Raw genomic sequence first — 18230 nt, forward strand, 5'->3', positions numbered from 1 at the left:
CGAAAGCCTCCGTACCTCGACACGCGCGCCCTCTTCTCCGCGTCTCCGCCCGAATTCTCGATCGCCCACCCCGGCAGCGCACGAAGCTGTGGAAAAACGTGACAACGGGGTTGCACTGCAATTTTTGGCGGCTATAGACCCCCTCCACGACGCAGCGTTCCCTGATAGCTCAGCGGTAGAGCTCTCGACTGTTAATCGAGCGGCCGTAGGTTCGAATCCTACTCAGGGAGCCATTTTCCACCGATCGCGTGTGAAAACCGGCTTGCGTTCGTTCCCCACCCCCGACATCATCCCCGCAGACGAGGGGCGTAGACGCTCCCGCTGGAGAGCGATGATGATGGTCTTCCTGGAAGTGGCAATCGGTGCGACCGCCGTGGCCCTGCTCAGCATCCCCGTGGTGATCGCGCTGGTCGACCGGCGCAAGCTCACCAGACCGGAATAAGCGCCGTCCCGCGCGCGGGACCAGCCAGCGTTAGTGCACGCGACACGAATTGCGTCTAGAGCGGCGGCGTCACCGTCTCTCTGGAACAGGATTTCATCGTGGAATCGCCGGCCCCCATCACCGCGCAACTCGTCGCCTCGATCCATCAGCCGTGGCGGGCGTCAGTGCGCGAATGCCTTGACCGCTGGCAGCGGCTCGACGCGGCAGCGCGCGCATCGGCCTATCTGGTCCTCGAAGGGCCGGAGCCGAACCTGCGCCGCACGCTCAATGCGGTGGAGATCGCCAAGCTCGCCTGAGACCCCGGCGCGCGGCTAGTTGCCGAGCGCGAACCACGCGAGGATCGCCAGCGTGATCAGCGTGATCACGCCGACGAACATCATCATGCGGGGCAGTGCGTCGCGCTGGGGTCGTTCGTCGCTGTCGGTCATCGTCGATCCTTGTCTGTCGGAAGTCAGGCGAGCACCGCCGCATCGGGTGACTTACCGGTGGCGAAGCCGCCGGTGATCGCCCAGCGCCGCAGGTCGATGATCGCCACCCGGTCGCTGTCGAGCGAGGCGAACAGCGTATCGCCGAACAGGTTGAGCCCGTTGGCGGCGGCGTCGAGCGGCAGCCGGTCCTGCTCGGCGAGCGTCACCGGATCGAGCCGCGTCAGGCTCCGGTCGGCGGTATTGGCGACGATCAGCCGGCCGTCCGCCGCCGTGACGATCCGCACCGCCTCGCCGCGCATCGTCCGGCGATTGCGCTCGGCCAGCGTCTCCGCATCGAGCGCGTGGAGCGTGCCGGCGGGGCGATCGATGACATAGAGCGTGCGCTCGTCGAGGCTGAGCGTCATGCCCTCCGGCGCGGTGCCGACAGCGCGACGCAGCGGCGCGGTGCCGATGTCCTCGGGATCGATGGCGATGACGCCGCCGCTCAACGTATCGGCGACATAGGCGCGCGATCCGTCGCGCCGGAGCACGAGATAGTGGCTGCGCGCGCCGCCGACCGGGATCAGCCGCGAGGGCGCGTCATCGGTCGCCGGGTGGTCGAAGCGCGCGAGGACGCTGTCCGCCTCGGCGAGCACGTAGAGACGCCCCTGCCGGTCGAGTCGCACCGCGTGGAGCCGACCCAGCGGCGACAGGTCGATCGTCCGCGCCAGCGCCCGGCGGTGGAGGTCGATCACCCAGATCGCACTGCCCCCCGCCCCCGGCGCCTTCCAGCTCTCGACGCCATAATGGCCGACATAGGCGAAGCGGCCGGCGGCATCGGCGGCAATCTCGTGTGGCTGCGTGCCGAGGTGCAGCGTCGCGACCGGCGATCCGCCCGGCACCTCGTAAAAGCCGATGCCTCCCGCCCCCTTCTCGATCAGGGCGAGCGTCTGACGGCTGGCTTCGGAGGTCGCGGGTTGCGCGGCGGCGCGGACGCCGAGCGCCATCGCCGCGACACCGCCGCCGGCCAGCATCCACAATCCCTGCCGTCGATCGATCAATGCCATAGCTCCTTCATCATGGGGTGAAGGATCGAACCACCGCCGGAGTTCCCGTCGGCGGCGCAGTCTATTCGGCGAGCGCGCGGCGCAAGGCGGCGACTTCGCGGTTGAGCGCGGCGAGCCGTTCCGGCGCCATGCCGCTGCGCGCGACGATCAGCGGGGCGAGGCAGCCGGTCTCCGCCCAGCAGGCCTCGCCCGCGTCGGTCAGGCGCACGCGCACCTGCCGCTCGTCGGCGGGGTTGCGCAGCCGCGTCACCAGTCCCGCCGCCTCGAGCCGCTTGGCGAGCGGGGTGATCGTGCTCGGCTCGAGCGCCAACCGCTCGGCGATCTCGCCGATCGCGCGGCCGTCCGCGGCGCCGTGCAGCACCTGCAGGACGAGGAATTGCGGATAGGTGATGCCGAGCCGGTCGAGCACCGGCTTATAGGCGCGGTTGATCGCGATGGTCGCCGCGTAGAGCGAGAAACACAATTGTTCGTCGAGCGGTAGCGGATCGGCCATCGGATCTCCTCACCGGCGGGCGATAGCGCAGCAGGCGCATGCCGGGCAACGCGCGCGGTCGGGTGACCCGCCGCGCCGCGCCGTCAATAGGCGAGCGACACGGACCAGGTGACGAGCGGGACGATCCGCGCCGTCTCGCCATCCGGACCGCTCAGCCGGGCGAGGCGGCGGTCACGATGCAAGGCGAGCGCCTCCCAGCGGATCGTCCCCGGCGTCGCACCAAGCCGGAACGGCTTGACCAGCGCGGCGCCGGCGCTGGCGAACACCCGGTCGCCGCTGCCCGCGCCATAGAAGCCGTGCCAGCCGATGCCGAGCGCGAGCGGCAGGCTGAGCTTCGCCGCCCCATCGCCCTCACCGAGCGTGACCGCCGGTTCCGCCCCCGCCTGCGTATAGACGCCACCGTCGCCCTTCGGCCGCATCGTCACGACGAAGGTCGGCGACAGCGCGTCATCGTGCGCGAGCGACAGGCTCGCCTCATGCGTCGTCGCGGCGATGCCGTTGGGACTGGCCTTGACCGTATAGATGACGGCGGTGCGCAGCGCCTTGCTCGGCGCGAGCACCAAAGCGGCGAGCGTGTTGCTCTCATACCAGCCGCGTGGCGCCGTTCGCTCCGCGAGGCGGGGGGTGTGGAAGCCGTTGCTGGTGCGCAGGAGGAACCAGCCGCCCGGATCGCCACCGTCCCGCCGCCATAGGTCGAGCGCCACGCCGAGCTGTAGATGGACGGGCAGCCTGTCGAGATCGGCGCGGTCGTCGTCATAGCTGCCGCGGGCGAAATCGCCGTTGCGCGCATCGAGCCCCGCGCTGAGATGAAAGCGCCCCGCGCCGGCTGTGTCGCTGCCGATCGTCGCATCTTCGGTATCGATGGTCGGCACCTGCGCGCCGGCCGCGGCAGCGACGAACACCGCCGCCACGATCGCGCCGCCGCACCGGGTCCAAAATATCCTGTCGTCGATCATCCTCTCCGGCCATGGCAACAACTTCGGCAAAGCAATATAGCGAAAATCACTGATCGATGTTATGCCGGAGCTTTACTTACCTCCGTTCCGGCCCGTCTGGAACATTACAACGGCGGTGACGCTATGCGAGAATGAACCATCCTTCCGGCAATCCGCGATCGACCGTATCGCTGTTCGGCCATCCGCTGCACCCGATGCTGGTGCCCTTTCCCATCGTCGGGTTCGTCGGCGCGCTGATCACCGATCTCGCCTATCTCAATTCGGCCAACGTGCAGTGGAGCAACTTCTCGATCTGGCTGATCACCGGCGGGCTGGTGATGGGCGGGTTCGCGGCGTTGACCGGAATCATCGATTATGCCGGCGACAAGCGGGTGCGCGCGGCGCGGCCGGCGACCGCGCATATGATCATCAACATCTCGGTCTTCGTGATCGAGATCGTCAATGCCTTCGTCCACAGCCGCGACGGCTGGACCGCGGTGGTGCCGACCGGGCTGACGCTGTCGGCGATCGCGGTCGCCTTGCTCGCGGTCAGCGCATGGCTCGGTGGCTCGCTAGTCTACAAGCATCGCGTCGGGGTGCGTTCATGAGCGCGCGTGTCGCGCTGGCCGGCGCATTGGTCGTCGCGCTCGCCGGATGCAACGACGGCGGGCACAAATTCGATCGCAACAGCCAGATCGGGCCGGATCCGGTGCTGCCCGCGCCGAAGCAATATCTCGTGCCGCCGATCCACGTCGCCGAAGTCGTCGGCTGGCACGGCAGCGAGATGCCGACCGCCGCGCCCGGCATGCGCGTGCAGGCGATGGCGCGGAACCTCAACCATCCGCGCAACATGCTGGCCTTGCCCAATGGCGACGTGCTCGTCGTCGAATCGCAGGGCCCCAATCTCGATCCGATCACCCGACCCAAGAACCCGATCGTCTCCTGGGTGCAGAAGCGCGCCACGGGGCAGAGCGGCGCCAAGCCGAGCGGGCCGACCAATCAGATCACGCTGTTGCGCGACGCCAATGGCGATGGCGTGCCCGAGTTGCGCACCGTGCTGCTCGCCAAGCTCAACTCGCCGTTCGGCGTGGTCTTCGCCGACAATCATCTCTACGTCGCCGCGACCGACGCGGTGTTGCGCTATCCCTTCACGCTCGGCCAGACGCGGATCACCGTCGCGCCGACGCGGCTGACCGAACTGCCCGGCGGGCCGATCGATCATCACTGGACCAAGAGCCTGACGCTCAGCCCCGACGGCCGCCTGCTTTATGCGACGGTCGGATCGAACAGCAATATCACCGAGAACGGCATGGAAGCGGAGAAGAACCGTGCCGCGGTATGGGAGATTGATCGTGCCTCCGGCCGAGCGCGCGTCTTCGCGGGCGGCTTGCGCAATCCCAACAGCCCCAATTTCTACCCCGGCACCAACACCTTGTGGGTCGTCGCCAACGAGCGCGACGAACTCGGCCCGAACCTCGTGCCCGATTATCTGACCTCGGTGCGCGACGGCGGCTTCTACGGCTGGCCCTACAGCTATTACGGCCAGCATATCGATCCGCGCGTGATGCCGCAGCGGCCGGATCTCGTCGCGCGGGCGATCCCGCCCGATTACGCGCTGAGCAGCCATGTCGCTGCGTTGGGGCTGACCTTCTACACGGGCACCAGCCTGCCGGCGCGCTATCGCGGCGGGGCGCTGATCGGCGAACACGGCAGCTGGGATCGCGACGAGCTCAACGGCTATAAGGTCGTCTTCGTCCCCTTCACCAATGCCCGGCCGAGCGGCAAGACGCAGGATTTCCTGTCGGGCTTCCTGTCGCCCGACGGCAAGCAGGTGCGCGGCCGGCCGGTCGGCGTCGGTATCGATCGCACCGGCGCGGTGCTCGTCGCCGACGATGCCGGCAACGTGCTGTGGCGGGTGTCGGCCGGCTAACCGGCGACGATGGTCAGACCGTCTGCCTCGGTGGCGACGGTCAGGCCGCGGTAATCGGGGATAGCGGGATGCGCCGTGCCGATCGGGTGCGTGTGCGTCGCGGTGATCGCGACCGCCGCGGCACCGGCGGCATCGGCGGCGGTGAGGCCGGCGATCGTATCCTCGAACACCAGGCAGTCCGCCACGTCGATCCCGAGCCGCTCGGCGCCGAGCCGGAAGCAGGCGGGATCGGGCTTGCCGTGGACGACGTCTTCCGAGGTGACGAGCACCGGCGGGACCGGGATGCCGGCGGCGGCGAGCCGCGCCTCGGCGAGCGGCCGCGACGCGGAGGTGACGATCGCCCAGCGCTCCGTCGGCAGTGCGGCGAGGAACGCCGCCGCGCCGGGGATCGCCGTGACGCCGCTGGTGTCCTCGATCTCGCGCGCGGTGATCGCCGCCGCCTCCTTCTCGGGATCGGCGACGCCGAGCCGCCGCATCGTCTCGATCGTCCGCACGCCGTGCAGGATCGACAGCACGTGATCCGGATCGATGCCATGACCCTGCGCCCATTCGGTCCAGGCGCGATTGGCCGATTCGATGCTGGTGATCAGCGTGCCGTCCATGTCGAACAGGAAGGCGGCGAAGCGGCGGCCGGGATAGGGCGTCGGGGCGGGATCGGTCATGCGCCGCACCCGTAAGGATAAGCGCCGGCCGTGCAACCTATGTAGCGCGGCGGCGATCGCCTGCGTATAGGCGCGCGATGTTCAGCCACACCCGCCTCCGCCCACTCGTTGCCGCCGCGATCCTGCCGATGCTGGCGATCGCCCTTCCCGCCAGCGGCGCGACCGTCCGCAAGCGCGTCCCCGCGCCCGCCGCGCCCAACACTGCGATCATCCCGCTGCCGCTCAACCCGATCGTCCCCGCCGGCCAGCGGCTGTGCAGCGCGACGACGCCGACCGGCCTCGGCTATACGGTCCTGCGCGCCGGCAGCGGCACGATGCCCGCCAAGAGCGACGTCGTGCTGATCAATTACGTCGGCTACCTCAAGGCGACCGGCGCGGTGTTTGACCAGAACATGCGCGCGCCGCTGCCGGTCGACGGCGTCATCCCCGGTTTCTCGCAGGGGTTGCAGATGATGGCGCGCAATGCCGTCGTCCGCTTCTGCATCCCCGCGACGCTCGGCTATGGCGCGCAGGCCTCCGGGCCGATCCCGGCGAACAGCGACCTCGTCTTCCAGGTCGAGTTGCTCGACTATAAGACCGCCGCCGAAGTCGAGCAGATGCGCGCCGAACCGCCGGCCGCCGCCGCCGCCGCCCCCGCCCCGCAGCCGGCGACGCCGCCCAAGCCTTGACGCGCCACGTGCTTGTGCTTTGATCTCTCCCGGATAAGCGAGGAGAGAAAGCGATGACGCAGGCGCCCACGGACCGCAGCTTCGTCGTCGAGCAACGGGTCGCCGCGCCGCCCGCGCAGGTGTTCGCGGCCTGGGCGCGGCCCGAGCTGTTCCGGCGCTGGTGGCTGCCCGAAACGTCCGGGCTGACGCTGGCCGACCTTGAGATGCGGGTCGAGACCGGCGGCCACTACCGGCTGGCGATCGTGCCGCCGGGGCGCCGCGAGCCGCTGGTCTTCCACGGCCGCTATGTCGAGGTGATCGACGCCCGGCGCATCGTCTGGACCAACGAGGAAGAGGCGGACGGCGCGGTCACCACCGTCACCTTCGCCGAGCAGGACGGCACCACCCGCGTCACCGTCACCGAAGTCTATCCGACCGCCGCCGCACGCGACGCCGCGGTCGCGGAGGGCAGCACGAGCGGCTGGCCGGAGCAATTGCGCCAGCTCGACACGCTCGTCACCGGCTGAGGCGGGTGCCGACCGGCACCTGCGTCCCAACCATCAGAACTTCGCCTGCACGCCCGCATAGACGAAGCGGCCGAGCGTATCATATTGCCCGCTGCCCTGGCCGAGGCCGGTCAGGTCGAGCGGCGGATGCTTGTTGCCGAGGTTGGTCACGCCCAGGTAGAAATTGAACTTGTCCGTTGCATCGATGCCGAGACGCAGATCATGGTAGGCGATGACCGGATAATATTTGTAATTCGCATAATAAGGGTCGGTCGGTGCATTGCCGTTGAGCGAGTTATAATAGCTGTAATCGCCGACATACTGGCGGCCGAACCAACGAAGGCGATAGCCGAGCGTGAACGGCCCGGACTTGAAGTCGGCGTTGATTGTAAAGCGGTCGCGCGGCGTACCGAGATTGTCGAGATCGCGGGTGACGTAATCCGGGCGGGTCGGATCGGTGAAATCGTCCCGCTGGAAGACGTGGGTGTAATTGCCCCGCAGCGATACCTCACCATAATCGGCGATCCGGCGATTGTAGGTCACCGACGTATCGATGCCGCGGGCACGCAAGGCGCCGAAGTTGACGCCCGACGACAGCAGCGATCCTTCCAATACCTGGAACGGGATCTCTCCGCTCGGCCCGCCGCTTGCACCCGCTCGCTGGAACAAGGCGCAGAACTGGTTGCTGAGGCTCGGCAGATCATAGCATTGGTTGATGATGGTCTGCGCATCGACCGAGGCGATCGCCTGCCGCACCTTGATGTTGTAATAATCGACGGTGATCGCCAGCCCCGGAATCCAGTGCGGCTGCAACACGCCGCCATAGGTATAGGAGTCGGACGTTTCCGCACTGAGGTTCGGGTTGCCGCCGCTGCGATACAGCAGCGAGTTCGAATATTGGAAGTTGTAGCCGGTTGGTCGGCCGGCGGCGGCGCAATTTGCCTGGCGGTTGGCGGGATTTGACCCCTTGGTGATGTTGTCCGCCGAGCAGGGATCGGTGATGAATTGATAGTTCGTGCCGTTCGGCGTAAACAACTCGCCGAGATTGGGCGCCCGAACGGCGCGTGCATAGCTTGCACGCAATGTCAGGTCACTGACCGGCCGCCAGATCGCCGACCCGTTATACGACCAGACCGTCCCCGCCGACGTGTTATAGTCCGACACGCGCGCCGCACCCGACACGGTCAGCTCCTTGATCAGCGGAATGTCCTTGAGCAGCGGGATACGGATCTCGCCATAGGCTTCCTTGACCTTCAGCGCCGGCGCGTTGAACGCCGGTATCGCATTGTAGAAGGTGTAGCCGTTCGAGACGAGCGGGTCCTGCGCGTACAGGTTCGTCTCACGCCGATATTCGCCGCCAATCGAGAAACCGATCGGGCCACCGGGCAGGGAGAACAACTGCCGCAGGTCGCCCGAGATGAAGGCGCTGACGTCGAATTGCGTGATCTTGCCGGTCGAAGTGGTGTTGGGCAGCAGATAGGCGCGCTGTGCGTCGGTGAACTGGCCGCCGAGGACATTGATCGGCACGCAGGCGGCCACGTCCTGTGCGAGCACCGCCGCCTGGTTGGGATCGGTCACCCCTGCATAGCCGACGGCCGCGGCAGGATTGATTTGCGAACGGCAGACGATCTGACCGTTGGCGTTACGCGTCGCATCGTTGGCAAGGAGGAAGCGCTGAACGTTGAGATTGCCGAGCACCTCGGTCTTCTCGCGGAACGAACCGTAGTTTCCGGCGATCTCGTAATGCCAATTGTCGTTGAACTCGCCACGAATACCGCCGACGACGCGGAAGGTATCGCGGTCCGACTGTTCGGACCGGTTGCCGAGCCCCGCCATGATCTCGCGAACGTTGACGGTGGTCGCTCCGGTGATCACCCGCGTCGGATTTGCGGCGAGCAGATTGGTGGTGATCGTCGCCAGCGCCTGCGAGGTCAGATAAGGGTTGTCGAGCCGGATCGCTTCGCGGCTGTCGCTGAACACGCCGCCGTTGATGAACGCCGGGCCGCTCGATCCGGAGCCGAACACCGAGGTATGCGAATAGGTCGCCTCGACGAACGGCTCGAAGGCGTCGGCAACGGTATAATGGCCGACCAGGCTGACGTTATAGCGGTTGAGCTGCGGCTGGATCTGGAATTCGGTGCCGCTGCGGAAGTTGCTGCCGTTGCCGCCGATGAACGAGCCATTGGGGCCATAGCCGACCCGCTGCCCGGTCAGCGGCACGAGATTACCGTCGGGAGTGAACTGGTACGGCACATAATAAGCGACGCCGTTCGGGCCGGTGCCGGCATTGAACAGCGAATTGCCGCCGAAGCGGATCACGCCGGTCTCACTGTACGCCGCATTGCGGACGTCGTTGTAGAGGATGTTCTCGGGATTGCCGGCGCTGCCGGTCGGATTGACCTGGACGAACGACGTCTGCTGATCGAGGTACGGCCGGGTCGTCGCGAAATACTGATCCTGGTGCGCATATTCGACATTGACCGCGACGTTGCCGCGTCCGTCGCTGAAGTTGCGACCAGCGAGCAGGCTGGCGAAGCTCGCGCCGCCGTCACCATAGGTGCTGACGCCGCTCTGGCCGCGCATTTCGAGGCCCTGATAATGATCCTTGAGCACGAAATTGACCACACCCGCGATCGCGTCCGAGCCATAGATCGCCGACTCACCGCCGGTGACGATGTCGACGCTCTGGATTAGATCGGTCGGGATGGTATTGGTATCGACCGACGTACCCGAATTGAGGATGTCGCCGGCAACGTGGCGGCGGCCATTGACCAGCACCAACGTCCGCTGCGTGCCGAGATTACGCAGATCGAGCAGGTTGAGCCCGGCGGTACCGAGGAAACGCGTCGAGTTCGACTGGCTGAACGTCGGGGCAAGCTGCGGCAGCTGGTTGAGCTGATCGCCGATCGACACCTGCCCCTGTTTGAAGAAGTCACCGCCTTGGACGGTGGTGATCGGATTGGGCGAGGTCAGGTTCGGGCTGGCGATGCGTGAACCGGTGACGATGATGTCATCGCCCGCGTCGGCGGCGGGCCGGCCGGCGGCGGCATTGGCGGTGTCGTCCTGGGTGACGGCGGTGTCGGTGCTGTCCTGCGACGGAACCGGCGTGGTCTGAGCAGCCGCCATGGTCGGCAGCATCGCAAGCGTGCCGAGCAAGGCCGTGGCGCTAAGCAGATGGCGCATATTTTCCCCTGTTTGCTATCTTGTTGGGGAAGAATTTGAAAGTGTGGGCCTGTCAGGATCGTAACAGGACGATGACAAACCCGACATAAACAGGTTACATTATGTCGGTGTTGTAACCGGGCAACAGAGGCCATCGACCCCGCGCAGATGTCGGTGAGGTCACCATGACGCGAGCGTGTGACATGTCGATGACAGAGGCGGCCGGCCTGGGCCTATGGTCCGCAATCGTGGATCGAAAGCGGACCGACAGGGCTGCCGCCCCGCTTCGCCCGCCCCGCCTAGACCGCCGTACCCAGCGCCCGGCCGATCGCGCCGGTGACGCCCATCGCGATCAGCCCCCAGAAGACGACGCGGAGCATCGCCGGGCCGATCCGCGCGCCGCCCACCCGCGCGCCGATCGCGCCGAGGATCGCCAGCATCACCAGCGCGCAGGACGACACCGCGATACCCGTGACGGCACGCGGCACGAACGTAGCGACGAGCATTGGCAGGATCGCGCCGGCAAAGAAAGCCGCCGCCGAGGACAGCGCCGCCTGGATCGGACGGGCGGCCAGTTCGTCGGAGATGCCGAGTTCGTCGCGCCGGTGCGCGCCGAGCGCATCATGCGCCATCATCTGTGTCGCCACCTCGAACGCGACATCGGGGGTGACGCCGCGCCCCTCGTAGATCGCGGCGAGTTCGGCACGCTCCTGCTCGGGTGCGCGGGCGAGTTCGAGCCGCTCGCGGGCGAGATCGGCCTGTTCGGTATCGGCCTGCGAGCTGACCGAGACATATTCGCCCGCCGCCATCGACAGCGCGCCGCCGACCAGAGCGGCGGTGCCGGCGAGCAGCACGCCGCCATGCGTCGCACCCGGCGCGGCGGCGACGCCGACCAGCAGGCTCGATACCGAGATGATGCCGTCATTGGCCCCCAGCACCGCCGCCCGTAGCCAGCCGGTGCGATGGACCAGATGATGTTCGGCGACCGGCTCGGACATCGCATTCCCCTTCAAGGCGTTAGTCGCCCGTGCCGGCGCCTTTGTCGAGCCCGCTCAGCCGCCGGCGCCGGGCATCATGATCGGGCGGCCCGCGTTGAGATCGGCGCCCGTGTTGGGATCGGTCGGGGTCGGCTGGATCATCGCGCGCATCTGCCACTGATATTTGTCGATGGCATGCTGCACCTCCTGCAACAGATTGGAGGTGGTCGGGTCCTTGTCCTCGGTCGCCTTGATGCCCTGGCCGATCTCGGTGCTGGTGGTGAGGTAATAGCGCGCGAACCAGCCGATCACCTGGGCGTCGTCGGTGAAGCCACCGGGATATTCGGGAATGCGGCTGGTGCGGACGATGGTATTGGCGCGCCCGTCCGACGAAGCGCCGATCGCGAGCAGCCGTTCGGCGACCTCGTCGGCATATTTGCCGACGCCCTCATAATGATCCTGAAGCAGTTCGTGCAGCGGATAGTAAAGCGTGCCCGAGACGTTCCAATGCGCTTGCTTGGTCTGGAGCTGAAGCTGCTGAAGCTCGGTCAGCGTCTGTTGCAGCGCCTGGATCGAGGCACGCTGGTCGGCGCCCTGCGGGCCGCCGTGCGGCCGGTCGCTGAGGCTGTTGGTCGGAAAGCCGCCTGTCGCACCCTGCTGGGCGATGGCAGGGCTGGCGATCGCGGTGGCGAACAGTGTCGCGGCGAGGAGGGTATAGCGCATCGTCGTCCTTTCGTTGTCCGCCCGGGTCGCCGGGCGCAGCGGGGTTGATGCGGATCAAACGGACGTCGCGCGGCGCGGTTGTCTAAATTCGTGTTCAGTCTCGACGCAGCGGCATGACCAGCAGCACGGCGCTGCCCTGTTCGGCGAAACGCAGGCTCAGCCCGTGCATGTCGGCGATCGCCTTGACCAGGCTGAGCCCCAGCCCCGCGCCCTGGCAATCGTGCCGGCCCCGGTAGAAGCGCTGGGTCACCAAGTCGCGCTCCGCGGCGGGAATCCCCGCCCCCTCGTCGGCGACGCTGACGGTGATCGCGGCGGCGCTGCGCTCGACCGTCAGCGTGACGCGGCCGCCGGCGGGACCGAATTTGATCGCATTGTCGAGCAGGTTGGACAGCGCCTCGATCAACAGGCTGGCATCGCCCTCGATCGGCGCGGCCGTGTCGATCCGGCAGACGAGGTCGATGCCGCGATCCTCCGCGGTCGGCCGATAGAGGTCACAGGCATCGGCGGCGACGCGGGCGAGATCGACCGGCGCGAAGCGGCTGCGGCGGGCATGATCCTCCAGCTCGCGGATGCGCAGCAGCGCGGCGACGATGCCGAGCAGCTGGTCGATCTCGGTCAGCGCCGCCTCGGCGACCGTCTGGAAATCCGCCGGCGCGCGCGCCTCGCGCATGCCGCGTTCGACGCGCGCCCGCAGCCGGGTGAGCGGCGTGCGCAATTGATGCGCGATATCGTCGCCGACGCCGCGCACGTCGGCGACCAGCACCTGCAAGCGATCGAGCATCGCATTGATATGCTCGGCGAGCAGGCCGAAGCTGTCGGGGCGGCGCTCCACCGGCAAACGTTCGTGGAGGCCGCCCGCGACGATCCGCGCGGTCAGCGCGCGCACGGTATCGACCTGCCGCGCGGCGCGGCGTCCGGCGACGAGCCCGAAGCCGAGCGCCAGCACGAGCGCCGGCAGCAGACCGAGCAGCATCGCCCGCCCGGCAAGGTGCAGCGCCTCCTCGGCATCGTCGAGGTCGAAGCCGGTGAGCAGCCGCTCGCCACCCGGCAGCGGACAGACCGAAAGTCGGGCGACGTCGCTGGTCTTGCCGGGCAGCTCGGTCGGCGCCACCGCGGTGGTGACGATGCGCGCCCGGCCGGGCGGCAGATCGGGCAAACGCGCGACATTGCCGTCGATCAACCGGCCGGACGCGTCGAACAGGCCGAGGAAGCGTTCGCGATGGATGTCGCGGGTGAGCATCTCGCGCACCTCCTCGCGGCGTTCGGCGGCGGGGGTCTTTGCAAAGAAGCGGCAGTCGCCGGCGAGCGCCTGGTCGATCGCATGCGCGTGACTGGCGTTGACCAGCGCCCAGACGATCGCCGCGGTGACCAGCGACTGGACGACGAGCAGCGCGGCGATCGCCCCGCCCCAGCGCAGCGTCGCACGGGTGCGCGGATCAGCCCGCATGATCGAAGACATAGCCGCGGCCGCGCACGTTGCGGATCAGCTGCGGTTCGCCGGCGACATCGACCTTGCGGCGCAACCGGCCGATATGGACGTCGACGACGTTGCTGTTGGGTTCGAACGTATAACCCCAGACGTCCTGCAACAGCATCGATCGCGTGACGATCCGCCCCGGCCGGCGGACGAGATAGTCGAGCAGCTTCATCTCGCGCGGCAGCAGTTCGAGCGGGCGGCCGGCCCGCGTCGCGGTGCCGGCGAGCAGATCAAGATCGAGCGGCCCGACGATCAGCCGTGTGTCGCGCGTCTCGTTGGGGCGGCGCAGCAGCGCCTCGACGCGTGCGACCAGCTCGACCAGCGCGAACGGCTTGGGGAGATAATCGTCGCCGCCGGCGCGCAGCCCGCGGACGCGATCGTCGAGGCTGCCGAGCGCGCTCAGCACCAGCGCCGGGGTGCGGCAGCCGTCGCCGCGCAGCCGCGCGATCAGGTCGAGTCCCTCGCCGTCGGGCAATTGCCGGTCGACGATCAGCAGGTCGACGCCCGGTGCCTGCGCGCAGGCCAGCGCCGCCGCGATCGTCAGGTGATGGGTCAGCCGATGCCCTGCCGCGACGAGTTCGAGGGCGATCTCGTTGGCGGTGCCCGCGTCGTCCTCGATGAGCAGGATATGCGCCACCGCTTCTGATCGCCCGCGCGCCGCATCTGCGTCAAATGAAATGCAATTCAGAGTTTGAGCGCGGTGGCGGCGGGCAGTTCGGCGGCGAGCGCGTCGATCGCAAGCCGCAGCCGCAGCGGCAGGCGCGGTGCCTGCGGCCATAAGGCATGGCTGGTGAAGCTGTGCGCCGGCAGCGCGTCCAGCACCGTCGCCAGTCGCCCCGCGGCGACATCGTCGCGGATCAGCCAGCAGGGCAGCCAGGCGAGGCCGTGGCCGGCGACCGCGGCGTCGCGGATCGTGCCGAGATCGTCGAAGCGCATCCGGCTCGGCGGCACGATCTCGCGCGGCGCGGCGCCCGGCTGCGGGAACAGCCACGACCGGATCCGCCCCGGCCGGCCGTAGAGCATTGCGCGGTGCCGGGCGAGGTCGTCGAGCGTCGCCGGCCTGCCCGCCTCCGCGAAATAGCCGGGAGCGGCACAGACGCGCATATGCTGCGTCGCCACGCGCCGCCCGGCGAGCCCCGGCCAGTCGCGCAACGGGCCGTTGCGGAGGACGAGGTCGAAGCCGTCCTCGATCACGTCGACGAGCCGGTCGTTGAAATTGCAGTCGATCTCCAGCCGCGGGTGCGCCTCCACCAGCCGGATCAGGATCGGGGCGACGCATTGCCGCCCGAACAAGACCGGCATCGATACGCGCAGCCGCCCCGCCACCTCGCAGCGCTCCGACTGCAATGCCGCGGTCGCCGCCTTGAGCTCGTCGAGCGCGCGGCGGCAATGATCGAAGAACGCCTGCCCGTCCTCGGTCAGCGTCAGCCGCCGCGTGGTCCGGTGGAACAGCCGCACGCCGAGCCGCCGTTCGAGCCGGGCGACCGACCGGCCGATCGCCGACCGGGTGAGGTTGAGCGTCGCCGCGGCGGCGCTGAACCCGCCCGCTTCGACCGCGGCGACGAACACCGGCACCTCCGCCAACACATCTGCCCGCTTCATTGTCGCGTCCCATGCACCAAAGCCGGTCCCGACTATCGCCACCGGGGCGTGACGATCAACGCTAGATCGGCCCGGTCTGGACGAAAGGAGACGCATGATGACGATGACGCGTTGGGAGATGACCGACTATGGCCGCGCCAATCTGCGGCTGGCGCGCGTGCCGCGGCCCGAGCCGCGCGCGGGTGAGGTACTGGTCAAGGTCGCGGCGGTGGCGCTCAACTATCGCGACAAATTGGTGATCGACAACGGATTGGGGACGCACTTGCCGTTCCCGTTCACGCCGGGGTCCGATCTTGCCGGCACGGTGGTCGCGACCGGCGCGGGGGCGACGCGCTTCGCTGTCGGCGAGCGGGTGATATCGGTCTTCTTCCCCGGCTGGATCGACGGCAGCTATGCGGGCAGCGCCGCGAACCCGCCGGGCGCTGCGCTCGGCGGCAATTACCCCGGTGTGCTCGCTGAATATGTCGCCATGCCCGAAGACTGGTTCGTCGCCGCGCCGCACAGCCTCGATCCCGTCGCGGCGAGTACGCTGACCTGCGCCGGACTGACCGCATGGTTCGCCCTGGTCGAACAGGGTCGCCTCAAGGCGGGGGCGAGCGTCTTGGTCCAGGGGACCGGCGGCGTCGCGCTGTTCGGCCTGCAGATCGCCAAGGCGCATGGCGCGACCGTCTTCGTCACGTCGGGCGATGCGGCGAAGCGCGAACGGGCCGCGGCGCTCGGCGCGGATCATGCGATCGCCCGCGACGGCTGGGTCGAGACGGTGCATCGCCTCACCGCGGATCGCGGCGTCGACCATATCCTCGACATCGTCGGCGGCGCGCATCTGGCGCGGTCGCTCGAGGCGGTGGCGGTGCAGGGACGGATTGCGCTGATCGGGGTGATCGACGGCGTCGAGCTGGCCGGCGCAGCGCGGCATCTGATGCTCAAGAACGCGGTCGTGCAGGGCATCCGCGTCGGCCACCGGCGCGCGCTCGACGATCTGGTACGCGCGATCGACGCCAATGCCATCCAGCCGGTGATCGACCGCCGCTATGCCTTCGACGCGCTGCCGGCTGCGCTCGACCATCTCGATCGCGGCGCGTTCGGGAAGATCGTGGTGACGCTCGACTGACCGGACCGGCGGCCGCATCGTTGGACGCGGCGCAGGCTGGTCGCTCGCCCGGCTGCCACGCCGGTGTGGCGGCTGCGGAGCGCCGGTCCCGTTCGCGGCCGCCCTCCCCTCAAAACTCTAGCGGTGCCGCCTGCCCGGGGCAAATGGCCGCGGCGCAGCCAAGCACTGCTGCGAAGAGCCGCGTGAACCGGATCTGGCATCGTGCCAGGCATGACCAGCTTCGCCCGGGGGCATCGCAGGTCGAATTGGGATTGCGCCTTATCGTATACGGTATCAAACCATTTTAGAAGGACGTAACCGCAACGGGAGGCGATGTCGGGCATGAGGCGCTGCGCGTTGATCAGAGAAAGCACGGCTGCGCCCTCCGCCGGCTGGTTGCCGCACCAGACGCGTCACGCCGCACAACCGCTTTCCCGCCCGGATCACGGCATCACCGCCGGCCGATGCGCCACCGGTGCCGTTGGATCTCGCCACGGCGGTCGAGGCGAACCGACGCTGGCCGCCGGCGCTCGCGGCGGCGTGAGCCGGTGTCTCGCCGCCGCTTCGCTCGCGGTGCTGCCTGCCGCGCTGCTCGCCGACGAGGGACGCCCGGTCATGGCGTCCGGCAACCCGATCCTCGCCGACGGGCGTTATTATTCGACCGACCCCGCGCCGTTCGTCGATGGCGACACCTTGTGGATCCTTGCCGGCCGTGACGAGGCGCCGACCAACGTCAACGACTTCATTATGAACGAGTGGCAATTGCTGTCGACCAGTGATCCGGCCTCCGGGCGCTGGCGGCACTATCCGGCGATCGCGCGGCCGGAGACGGTATTCGCCTGGGCGGAGCCGGGCCGTGCCTATGCCGGACAGATCGTCAAAGGCTTCGACGGGCGATATTATATGTACGCTCCGGTGCTTGAGCGGAACAGCGATGCGCGCGACCGGTTCGCGATCGGGGTCGCGGTCGCCGACCGGATCACCGGGCCGTGGCGGGACGCGCATCCCGCCGGCCCCATCGTGTCGCAGCGCGTGCCGGTGCGCAACGCCATCCAGAATATCGATCCGACCGTGCTGATCGACGACGACGGGCGGGTCTATCTCTATTGGGGGACGTTCGGGCAGCTGCGCGGCATGGAGCTAGCGCGCGACATGCTGACGCCGAAGGGCGCACCGATCGCCGTCCCCTCTCTCACCGGCTTCTTCGAAGCGCCGTGGCTGATGAAGCGGCGCGGCACCTACTACATGCTCTACGCCGCCAACACTGCCGGGCCGGACTCGCCCTGCACGCCCGCCATCTATCACGCCTGCACCGCTTACGGATCGGCGCCGTCGCCGCTGGGGCCATGGACCTATCGCGGCACGGTGCTGCGCCCGGTCAGCTCGACGACCAGCCATTCGGGGGCGGTCGCGTTCAAGGGCCACTGGTATCTCGCCTATCACACCGCGGATGCGGTGGGCGGCGGCCATTTCCGCCGCAGCGTCGCGATCGACCGGATGGCGTGGGACGACAGCGTCACCCCGGCCGCGATCCGGCCCGTCATCCCGACCCGCCGCCGGCAGCCGCCCGCCGCGCCGACGCGCAACATCGCCAGCGCTGCCTATGCCACCGCCTCCAACGAGCCGGTGCCGGTGCAATATTGGATCAAGTCGCTCAACGACGGCGTGGTCAAGGACGCACCGCTGCCGCCCGATCTGTGGGGCAGCTGGTCGCCGAACAATCCGCCCCGGCAGTGGATCGAGTACCGCTGGCCGCAGCCGGTGACCTTGGACGGCAGCCGTATCCGGTTCTGGGCGGATCATCCCGCCGGTGCCGATGAAGGCGTCGCGCCGCCACGCGGGTGGCATCTCGAATATTTGCACGATGGCTGGAAGCCGGTGTCCGGCGCCAGCGGCTATGGCACCGATCCGGACGCCTGGCAGGCGGTCCGCTTTCCACCGATCACGACACGCTGTCTGCGCGCCCTCTTCGACGCCTCGGGTCGATCCGGCCGATACGCCGGGGTCGCGGTGCAGGAATGGGAAGCGCTCGCCCCGAGCGCCGCCGTGCCGTCGCGCACGAAGCCGCTAATTGTCCCGGGTTGCACGCGGTCCGACGGGTGAATGCAGG

At 68.3% G+C, this 18230-nt stretch carries 17 protein-coding genes and 1 tRNA gene; 8 read left to right on the forward strand and 10 right to left on the reverse strand.

Annotated features, from left to right (window positions below; translation table 11 throughout):
• Positions 1-158 precede the first annotated feature (158 nt).
• A tRNA-Asn gene (locus PBN85_RS10225) sits at positions 159-233 on the forward strand.
• 307 nt (positions 234-540) lie between these two features.
• A complete protein-coding gene (locus tag PBN85_RS10230) occupies positions 541-738 on the forward strand; it encodes a hypothetical protein (protein ID WP_037534301.1) in 198 nt (65 codons plus the stop codon).
• Positions 739-893: 155 nt separating this feature from the next.
• Here the strand turns inward: PBN85_RS10230 and PBN85_RS10235 are convergent, their stop codons facing one another.
• The 3 genes from PBN85_RS10235 to PBN85_RS10245 all read right to left on the reverse strand — a co-directional run bounded on the left by PBN85_RS10235 (position 894) and on the right by PBN85_RS10245 (position 3365).
• Positions 894-1916 carry a YncE family protein gene (locus tag PBN85_RS10235; protein ID WP_271298886.1) on the reverse strand — a complete coding sequence of 341 codons (1023 nt, stop codon included), beginning with the start codon at positions 1914-1916 and terminating at the stop codon, positions 894-896.
• A gap of 61 nt (positions 1917-1977) precedes the next feature.
• Positions 1978-2409, reverse strand: coding sequence for a MarR family winged helix-turn-helix transcriptional regulator (locus tag PBN85_RS10240; protein ID WP_037534302.1), 432 nt, complete (start codon positions 2407-2409; stop codon positions 1978-1980).
• Positions 2410-2492: 83 nt separating this feature from the next.
• Positions 2493-3365: a hypothetical protein gene (locus tag PBN85_RS10245; RefSeq protein WP_271298887.1), complete on the reverse strand. Its 873-nt coding sequence runs from the start codon at positions 3363-3365 to the stop codon at positions 2493-2495.
• 131 nt (positions 3366-3496) lie between these two features.
• On the opposite strand from PBN85_RS10245, the gene PBN85_RS10250 reads away from it, so the two are divergent.
• Together PBN85_RS10250 and PBN85_RS10255 are read left to right on the forward strand one after the other, a co-directional pair.
• Positions 3497-3952: a DUF2231 domain-containing protein gene (locus PBN85_RS10250; RefSeq protein WP_271298888.1), complete on the forward strand. Its 456-nt coding sequence runs from the start codon at positions 3497-3499 to the stop codon at positions 3950-3952.
• Positions 3949-5274, forward strand: a complete 1326-nt coding sequence (locus tag PBN85_RS10255; RefSeq protein WP_271298889.1) for a PQQ-dependent sugar dehydrogenase — start codon at positions 3949-3951, stop codon at positions 5272-5274. The genes PBN85_RS10250 and PBN85_RS10255 overlap by 4 nt, the downstream gene beginning before the upstream one ends.
• Here the strand turns inward: PBN85_RS10255 and PBN85_RS10260 are convergent.
• Complete coding sequence (locus PBN85_RS10260; RefSeq protein ID WP_271298890.1) at positions 5271-5936, reverse strand: HAD-IA family hydrolase; 666 nt, start codon at positions 5934-5936, stop codon at positions 5271-5273. The two genes, PBN85_RS10255 and PBN85_RS10260, sit on opposite strands and share 4 nt — an antisense overlap.
• A 77-nt stretch (positions 5937-6013) precedes the next feature.
• On the opposite strand from PBN85_RS10260, the gene PBN85_RS10265 reads away from it, so the two are divergent.
• Both PBN85_RS10265 and PBN85_RS10270 read left to right on the forward strand, forming a co-directional pair.
• The gene (locus PBN85_RS10265) at positions 6014-6604 is read left to right on the forward strand and encodes an FKBP-type peptidyl-prolyl cis-trans isomerase (protein ID WP_271298891.1); all 591 of its coding nucleotides are present in this window, start codon (positions 6014-6016) and stop codon (positions 6602-6604) included.
• A gap of 53 nt (positions 6605-6657) precedes the next feature.
• A complete protein-coding gene (locus PBN85_RS10270; RefSeq protein WP_271298892.1) occupies positions 6658-7110 on the forward strand; it encodes an SRPBCC domain-containing protein in 453 nt (150 codons plus the stop codon).
• 33 nt (positions 7111-7143) lie between these two features.
• Here PBN85_RS10270 and PBN85_RS10275 read toward each other — a convergent pair whose 3' ends face one another.
• The 6 genes from PBN85_RS10275 to PBN85_RS10300 all read right to left on the reverse strand — a co-directional run bounded on the left by PBN85_RS10275 (position 7144) and on the right by PBN85_RS10300 (position 15030).
• The gene (locus PBN85_RS10275) at positions 7144-10272 is read right to left on the reverse strand and encodes a TonB-dependent receptor domain-containing protein (RefSeq protein WP_271298893.1); all 3129 of its coding nucleotides are present in this window, start codon (positions 10270-10272) and stop codon (positions 7144-7146) included.
• 278 nt (positions 10273-10550) lie between these two features.
• Positions 10551-11249, reverse strand: a complete 699-nt coding sequence (locus PBN85_RS10280) for a VIT1/CCC1 transporter family protein (protein WP_271298894.1) — start codon at positions 11247-11249, stop codon at positions 10551-10553.
• A 54-nt stretch (positions 11250-11303) separates the two neighbouring features.
• Positions 11304-11951: a Dps family protein gene (locus tag PBN85_RS10285; protein WP_037534317.1), complete on the reverse strand. Its 648-nt coding sequence runs from the start codon at positions 11949-11951 to the stop codon at positions 11304-11306.
• A 94-nt stretch (positions 11952-12045) separates the two neighbouring features.
• On the reverse strand, positions 12046-13398 hold the full coding sequence (locus PBN85_RS10290) for a sensor histidine kinase (protein ID WP_271298895.1): 1353 nt from the start codon (positions 13396-13398) through the stop codon (positions 12046-12048).
• On the reverse strand, positions 13388-14065 hold the full coding sequence (locus tag PBN85_RS10295) for a response regulator transcription factor (protein WP_271298896.1): 678 nt from the start codon (positions 14063-14065) through the stop codon (positions 13388-13390). The genes PBN85_RS10290 and PBN85_RS10295 overlap by 11 nt, the downstream gene beginning before the upstream one ends.
• A gap of 47 nt (positions 14066-14112) precedes the next feature.
• Positions 14113-15030, reverse strand: a complete 918-nt coding sequence (locus tag PBN85_RS10300; RefSeq protein WP_271298897.1) for a LysR family transcriptional regulator — start codon at positions 15028-15030, stop codon at positions 14113-14115.
• A gap of 97 nt (positions 15031-15127) precedes the next feature.
• Here PBN85_RS10300 and PBN85_RS10305 point away from each other — a divergent pair, with 97 nt between their 5' ends.
• Both PBN85_RS10305 and PBN85_RS10310 read left to right on the forward strand, forming a co-directional pair.
• A complete protein-coding gene (locus tag PBN85_RS10305; RefSeq protein ID WP_271298898.1) occupies positions 15128-16141 on the forward strand; it encodes a zinc-dependent alcohol dehydrogenase family protein in 1014 nt (337 codons plus the stop codon).
• Between the two features lie 519 nt (positions 16142-16660).
• Positions 16661-18223 (forward strand): family 43 glycosylhydrolase, encoded by a 1563-nt coding sequence (locus PBN85_RS10310; RefSeq protein WP_271298899.1) that lies wholly within the window; start codon positions 16661-16663, stop codon positions 18221-18223.
• Positions 18224-18230: the final 7 nt, after the last annotated feature.

The sequence above is a fragment of the Sphingomonas sp. CV7422 genome (assembly GCF_027945725.1).
GTDB classification, from domain to species: domain Bacteria; phylum Pseudomonadota; class Alphaproteobacteria; order Sphingomonadales; family Sphingomonadaceae; genus Sphingomonas; species Sphingomonas kyungheensis.

Coding starts and splice junctions, on each gene's coding strand:
- PBN85_RS10235 (WP_271298886.1), bottom strand. CDS start 1,916: ATGGCATTGATCGATCGACGGCAGGGATTGTGGATGCTGGCCGGCGGC.
- PBN85_RS10240 (WP_037534302.1), bottom strand. CDS start 2,409: ATGGCCGATCCGCTACCGCTCGACGAACAATTGTGTTTCTCGCTCTAC.
- PBN85_RS10245 (WP_271298887.1), bottom strand. CDS start 3,365: ATGATCGACGACAGGATATTTTGGACCCGGTGCGGCGGCGCGATCGTG.
- PBN85_RS10250 (WP_271298888.1), top strand. CDS start 3,497: ATGAACCATCCTTCCGGCAATCCGCGATCGACCGTATCGCTGTTCGGC.
- PBN85_RS10255 (WP_271298889.1), top strand. CDS start 3,949: ATGAGCGCGCGTGTCGCGCTGGCCGGCGCATTGGTCGTCGCGCTCGCC.
- PBN85_RS10260 (WP_271298890.1), bottom strand. CDS start 5,936: ATGACCGATCCCGCCCCGACGCCCTATCCCGGCCGCCGCTTCGCCGCC.
- PBN85_RS10265 (WP_271298891.1), top strand. CDS start 6,014: ATGTTCAGCCACACCCGCCTCCGCCCACTCGTTGCCGCCGCGATCCTG.
- PBN85_RS10270 (WP_271298892.1), top strand. CDS start 6,658: ATGACGCAGGCGCCCACGGACCGCAGCTTCGTCGTCGAGCAACGGGTC.
- PBN85_RS10275 (WP_271298893.1), bottom strand. CDS start 10,272: ATGCGCCATCTGCTTAGCGCCACGGCCTTGCTCGGCACGCTTGCGATG.
- PBN85_RS10280 (WP_271298894.1), bottom strand. CDS start 11,249: ATGTCCGAGCCGGTCGCCGAACATCATCTGGTCCATCGCACCGGCTGG.
- PBN85_RS10285 (WP_037534317.1), bottom strand. CDS start 11,951: ATGCGCTATACCCTCCTCGCCGCGACACTGTTCGCCACCGCGATCGCC.
- PBN85_RS10290 (WP_271298895.1), bottom strand. CDS start 13,398: ATGCGGGCTGATCCGCGCACCCGTGCGACGCTGCGCTGGGGCGGGGCG.
- PBN85_RS10300 (WP_271298897.1), bottom strand. CDS start 15,030: ATGAAGCGGGCAGATGTGTTGGCGGAGGTGCCGGTGTTCGTCGCCGCG.
- PBN85_RS10305 (WP_271298898.1), top strand. CDS start 15,128: ATGACGATGACGCGTTGGGAGATGACCGACTATGGCCGCGCCAATCTG.